The organism is Kitasatospora sp. NPDC098652 (assembly GCF_044760155.1).
Taxonomy (GTDB): Bacteria; Actinomycetota; Actinomycetes; order Streptomycetales; family Streptomycetaceae; genus Kitasatospora.
Map to the genome: position 1 here is coordinate 1 of NZ_JBIWAQ010000056.1, position 5,380 is coordinate 5,380.

Below are 5,380 nucleotides of genomic sequence, written 5' to 3' on the forward strand. Positions count from 1 at the left end.
TGACCTGTGACAGCGAAGTTGGACGGTTTGCCAGTGAAGTTGGACCAAAGCTAGTTTGTGACAGCGAAGTTGGACCGATTGGGCTGTCGTCAGCTGGGGGATGTGGTGGGGGCACCAGCTCATGTGCTGGATCAGGATGCGCTTTCGGGCTTTGAGCTGGACTTCTGCGTGGACGGGGTCCGCCGGCGCCGGCCGCTGCGTACGAGTTGGGATGTCCGGTTTGAGACGGTGGAGCCGGTCCGCGAGTTCAGCTGGCACAAGTTCACCCGGGGTTTCGCGGGCTGGTACTACTCGGCGACGGTGAGGGATCACGTCGGCTACGAGTCCTGGCTGGAGCGTGACCGGTTGATCCTGCTGGACCGCGATCCGCAGGTCACCGCTATTGCCTCGCAGCCGTTCTGGCTGCACTGGCACGACGGGGTCCGCGCGCGTCGGCACGCGCCTGACTACTTCGTCCGGCTCGCGGACGGGCGGGTCCGCGTTGTCGACGTACGCGCCGAGGACGACATGGACGAGGAGACGCGGGAGTCCTTCGCCGTGACCGAGCGAGCCTGCCGGGCGGTGGGCTGGGAGTTCGCCTGGGTCGGGCGGCCCGATCCGGTGTTCATGGCGAACGTCCGCTGGCTGCACCGATACCGGCGGGCCCGTTGCGGCAGGCCAGCGGTGGTGGCCGAGCGGCTGCGGGAGGTCTTCCGCGAGCCGAAGGGATTGTGGGAGGGCACCGGACTGGCCGGGGACCGGCTGCAGGTGCTGCCGGTGCTGTTCCACCTGTTGTGGTCCGGGGCCCTGGGAACGGACCTCGCCGGCGGCCTGATGGCGACCGACAGTCTGGTCTGGACGGAGGGAAGCGAATGAGCGCTTTGAAGCGGCCGCCGGCGTTGGCAGTCGGCCACAAGGTCCGGTTCGAGGGCCAGGTCAGGGGGGTTCTCGAGATCACGGCCCAGGTGGTCGTGGTGGAGGACGAGCAGGCCGGGCACCGGGCGGTCGCGTTGATCGACCTGTTCGAGGCGGAGGACTTCGAGGTCCTGTTCCAGCCCGAACGGATGCCGCTGCCCGCAGTCGGGCTGCTGGAGGCGTTCCCGCCCGAGGCGGTGAAGCAGGCGCTGTGGTGGGAGGGGCACATCCTGGAGGTTCTGCACGGGATCGCACCGGACGCGGAGCCCGGCTCGCAGCCGCGCCCGGGTTACGGCCCTGGTTCCTCGGTGACGTCGCGGCAGCGAGTGAAGGCGGCCGAGCTGGCCGCCGCCGGTCATGACATCGCGCCCCAGACGGTCGGCAACCGGCGCCGCCGCTACCAGGCCGAGGGCCTGGTCGGGTTGGCCGACCGCCGCCCGGTCCGCAAGCGCGCGGAGTTCGGTTCGGTGCCGGAGGCAGTCGTCGAGGCGATGCGCAAGGCGATCAGGGAGGGCGTCGACACCTCGACCCGCAACGGGGCCTACCTGATCTGGCGGACCGGGGAGATCCTGCGGGAATCGGGCGGTGAGGCGGTAGAGCTTCCGGCCCGCCGGACGCTCTACCGGCTGCTGGAGAAGCTTTCGAAGGGCACGCACGTGATGGGCTCGGCGGTCACCCGCCGGTCGAAGGCTCACGGGGCGAGCGCGCCGTTCGGCGAGTGGACGGTGTCGGCGCCGGGCGAGGTGATGCAGATCGACTCCACGCCGTTGGACGTGCTGGTCCGCCTCGACAACGGGGTGGTGGGCAAGGTCGAGCTGACCGGCATGATCGACGTCGCGACGAGGACGCTGTCAGCTGCGGTGCTGCGGCCGACGACGAAGTCGGTGGACGCGAGCGTGCTGCTGGCCCGCACCGTCACTCCTGAGCTGATGCGGCCGGGCTGGGTCGAGGCGTTGAAGATGTCGCGTTCGGTGCTGCCGCACCGCCGCCTGCTGTCCCTGGACGAGCGGTTGGAGCACGCGGCGGCGAAGCCCGTGATCGTCCCGGAGATGATCGTCTGCGACCACGGCAAGGTGTTCATCTCCCGCAACTTCCGGGCGTCCTGCCGGTTCCTGGAGATCGACTTCCAGCCCACCCACAAGGGAGCGCCGTTCCAGAAGGGGCACATCGAGAAGATGCTGGGCTCGGTCGCCACGATGTTCGCCCAGTTCCTGCCGGGCTACACCGGCCGCAACACCGACCAGCGCGGGCGGCACCCGGAGCAGGAGAACCTGTGGTCGCTGCCCGAACTGCAGGAACTACTGGACGAGTGGATCATCGCCCAGTGGCACAACCGTCCGCACGAGGGCCTGCGCGACCCCGACCATCCGGGGCGGCTGTTCACCCCGAACCAGAAGTACGCCGCGCTGGTCGAGTCCTGCGGTTACGTCCCGGTCGCGCTGAGCGGGCAGGACTACGTCGAGCTGCTGCCCGCAGCCTGGCGGGCCGTCAACTCCTACGGTGTCCGGATCAACAACCGCACCTACGACAGCCCGGAGCTGGGGCCGATGCGCCTGCGCGACTCCGGCGTCACCGCCAAGCGCGGGCTCTGGGAGGTCCACCGCGACCCCTACGACGCCTCCCGGGTCTGGGTCCGCGACCACCGCGCGGGCGGCGGCTGGGTCCAGGCGACCTGGAAGTACTTGAACCGGGCGCCGGTTCCCTTCGGCGACCTGGCCTGGGACCACGTCAGCCACCAGCTGCCCAAGGCCACCGAGGAGGAACTCGCCCAGGCCGTCGCCGATCTGCTGACCCGCGCTCACGCCGGCCCCGACCGGCCCGCCGCGCGGAAGAAGGACCGCAAGTCAGGGCCGGCCAAGGCCGAGCGGCGGGTCGCCGCCCGGACGAAGGCCGCCCCACCGACAGTCCCGTCGCCGGAACCGCCGCGGCAGCCCGAGGCCGAAGCACCTGAGGACGACAGTGATCTCGCCGAGGTGATCCCGCTGGGACTGTTCAACCCGCTCGAAGACCCCTGGGGACGCTCGTGACCATGCCGCCCATCGACGATTCCGGCGAGGACTTCGGACGGCAGTTGACCAGCCTGCCCGGCTGGCGCGCGTTCATCGGCGCGTCCCTGAGCGAGCCCATGGCCGCACTGACGAAGGCCGAGTACGCCGCGCTCGAAGTGGAGGCCCGGGTCGACTATGACGACAACCGGCTCGACCACCATGCCCGGCTCCAAGTGATCGCCACCTCCACGGTCCTCTCTACCGTCACCTGCGGGCGGCGTCTGGTCATTCTCAACCGCGGGGCGGTCAGCGCTCGTCGGGGCCTGCTCGTCTCCGGCCCCGCCAACACCGGCAAGACGATCGCTCTCACCCAGCTCGGCCTGGCCCACGAGTTGCAGGACCGCCGTCGGCACCCCGGCCAGGACGACCGCATCCCGGTCATCTACATCACCGTCCCGCCGGCCGCGACACCCCGCATGATCGCCGCCGAGTTCGCGCGCTTCCTTGGCCTGCCGGTCCTGCGGAGTTCGAACATCACCGACCTCACCGAGGCCGTCGTCGGCGTCTGCACCAAGGCCCGGACCGGTCTGATCCTGGTCGACGAGATCCACAACATATCCCTGAACACCCGTCACGGAGCCGATGCTTCGGACACGTTGAAGTACTTCTCCGAGCGCATCCCGGCGACCTTCGCCTACGCGGGCATCGACATCGAGTCCGGCACCCTGCTGTCGGGCACCCGCGGCGACCAGATCGCCGCCCGCTTCACCTCGACGGCCACCCACTCCTTCCCCTACGGCGCGGAGTGGAAGGGGCTGGTGGCGCAGATGGAGGCCAACCTCGTGCTGCACGAGCACCAGCACGGCGCCCTGACCCGTCTGGACCGTTTCCTCCACACCCGCACGGGCGGCATGATCGGCACCCTTTCCCACCAGATCCGCGGGGCCGCCGTCGACGCCATCCTCACCCGCACCGAGAAGATCACCAAAGCGGGCCTGCAGGCCGTCGACCTGGACATCGCTTCCCGCCGCAAACGTCCGGACGCGGGCCGGTGACCCAGCTCGCAGGAGCTGAAGCCGTCGTCCGGCTGCCGTTCCAGGTCCGCCCGCAGAGCGGCGAAGGCGCCCGCTCGTTCATCCTCCGTCTCGCCCGGGCGAACTGCCTCCCACCCGCCTACCTGCGCAAATACCTGGCCCGGCCGCCCTACTACCGCGGCGGCCCGGACTGGGACCGCATCGGCGCGGTCACGGGACGCGACCCGGTCGAGCTCCGGCAGGTCCTGGAGACCATCGAGTGCCTGGAGTGCGGCCAACCGATGCGGCCCATGTCGAGCTTCGGCGTCAGGCCCCAGACCTGTTCGAAGGCATGCCGCCAGAAGCGCTACCGCAAGGGCATCCCGGCGAGCGACTGGAAGAAGGTCCCCTGCCGCGTCTGCGGGAATCTGATACGACACCGGGTCGGACAACGCCGCTACATGTGCTCGTCCCACTGCCGCCGGGTCGCCTTCCAGTTCCGCCGGCGCGGGGAGCCTCTCCCCTGGCCGCAGAAGGGCGGCGCCGGACCCGAGCCCGCCGAAGACGACGAACTTGACGGCATCTGCCCGGTCTGCGAATGCCCGATGACTGGTGTCACCGGACGCACGGCGTGTTCAAGGCGCTGCAGTGCCCGGATCGCTCACTGGACCCGCAGCCCGCTGCCGCCCGCCACGGCCTGCTGCCACTGCCGGGGGCCGGTCCTTCCCAGAGCAGACGGCCGGCCGCGCGACTGGTGCTCGCTCGACTGCAGGAACCAGGAGATACGAAGGCTGCGGCACCCCGGCGAAGACGCAGTCCCGCCCGATGCAGTGGAAGCCGGACCGGCCGGGCCGGAGGGCCCCAGCCCATTCAGGGTGATGACCTGCCGAGGCTGCGGACGGCGTTACCGGCCACGGGCAGCCAACCCGTGGTGCTCGCGCCACTGCCTCGACGAAGAGGTCCGAAAACGCGCCGACAAGCTGGAATGCGCAGGCTGCGGGGCCTCCATGGCGAACCGTCGGCCGGTCACAGGCCGCATCTGGTGCTCGGACCCCTGTCGGCAACGGGCAACACGCTGGCACGCGGAGTTCCGAGCCCGCGAAGGCCGGCCGGCCCCACAGGCTCCCAGCCTGTCCACTTGCCGGGGCTGCCGCCGCACCTACCAGCCCCTGAGACCGAACCCCTGGTGCTCGAACCAGTGCTTCGAGCAGGAGATCACCACGCGGTCCGACCAGCGAGAATGCGCGGCCTGCGGAACCTCCACGGCCCACCTCAAACCCACCCCCACCACGCGCAAGTGGTGCTCGGGCACCTGCCAGCAGAGGTCAGTCCGCTGGCGAGCAGAGCTTCGCGACCGCGCTGCCCACGCCACAGTCGGTCCAACTTTGCTGTCACAAACCGCGCAGTAGTCCATCTTCGATGGCACGAACAGCTATCAGTCCAACTTCGCTGACATCCGGTCCACCTTCGCCGTCACAGGTCAGT

Annotated in this window: 3 protein-coding genes; all 3 read left to right on the forward strand. The window is 69.8% G+C overall.

Annotated elements, in window-relative coordinates; translation table 11 throughout:
- Window positions 1-57 precede the first annotated feature (57 nt).
- Genes ACIQWA_RS40845 through ACIQWA_RS40855 form a run of 3 tightly spaced genes read left to right on the forward strand, consistent with a single transcriptional unit; the run spans window position 58 to window position 3,937 of the window.
- Window positions 58-855, forward strand: coding sequence for a TnsA-like heteromeric transposase endonuclease subunit (locus ACIQWA_RS40845; RefSeq protein WP_402492241.1), 798 nt, complete (start codon window positions 58-60; stop codon window positions 853-855).
- A complete protein-coding gene (locus tag ACIQWA_RS40850) occupies window positions 852-2,921 on the forward strand; it encodes a Mu transposase C-terminal domain-containing protein (RefSeq protein WP_402492243.1) in 2,070 nt (689 codons plus the stop codon). Before ACIQWA_RS40845 ends, ACIQWA_RS40850 begins: the two co-directional genes overlap by 4 nt.
- A 2-nt stretch (window positions 2,922-2,923) precedes the next feature.
- On the forward strand, window positions 2,924-3,937 hold the full coding sequence (locus ACIQWA_RS40855) for a TniB family NTP-binding protein (RefSeq protein ID WP_402492246.1): 1,014 nt from the start codon (window positions 2,924-2,926) through the stop codon (window positions 3,935-3,937).
- Window positions 3,938-5,380 lie beyond the last annotated feature (1,443 nt).

Bases quoted from the DNA above. Each gene is read 5' to 3' on its own strand.
- ACIQWA_RS40850 (WP_402492243.1), top strand. From the start codon at position 852: ATGAGCGCTTTGAAGCGGCCGCCGGCGTTGGCAGTCGGCCACAAGGTC.
- ACIQWA_RS40855 (WP_402492246.1), top strand. From the start codon at position 2,924: ATGCCGCCCATCGACGATTCCGGCGAGGACTTCGGACGGCAGTTGACC.